The organism is Aquimarina sp. MMG015 (assembly GCF_018100855.1).
GTDB classification, from domain to species: Bacteria; Bacteroidota; Bacteroidia; order Flavobacteriales; family Flavobacteriaceae; genus Aquimarina; species Aquimarina latercula.
This window is the reverse complement of the sequence record NZ_JAGJEB010000051.1, coordinates 1-370: the sequence shown is the minus strand read 5'-3', so window position 1 is coordinate 370 and position 370 is coordinate 1. Positions and strand designations below refer to the sequence as shown.

General features: G+C 32.2%; 1 protein-coding gene. It reads left to right on the top strand.

What is annotated here, in order from left to right:
* Nucleotides 1–76 precede the first annotated feature (76 nt).
* A partial coding sequence (locus tag J8L88_RS23455) for a hypothetical protein (RefSeq protein WP_211062101.1) occupies nt 77–370 on the top strand: 294 nt, incomplete at its 3' end.

Sequence of the window (370 nt, the reverse complement as noted above, 5' to 3'; positions counted from 1 at the left end):
CTTAGCTTCTGAGGTTTACATTATAGGATTAGAAGCTTGTTATCGTGCTAACTTACTGGACCAGGCTTTTTACCTCATGGAAAAAAACAAGGCATTGTTGCTTATGCAAGATCTTAACAGAAGTAAAACAGCATTACCAGAAAGTATCTTAGAAAAAGAATTAGCATTTAAAAACGATATCGCTTCATTACAAGAAAACAAAAAGGGGGTTTCTGATAAAAAACAAGATTCTTTATCCATATTAATATTTGATAAAAAAGAGGAACTACAGCGCTTCAACGATTCTATAGAAGGGTTTTACCCAGAACATTTCTTGTCTAAAGAAATTCCTGAGTTATTATCCTTATCGCAAATAAAACATAAGAAAGAC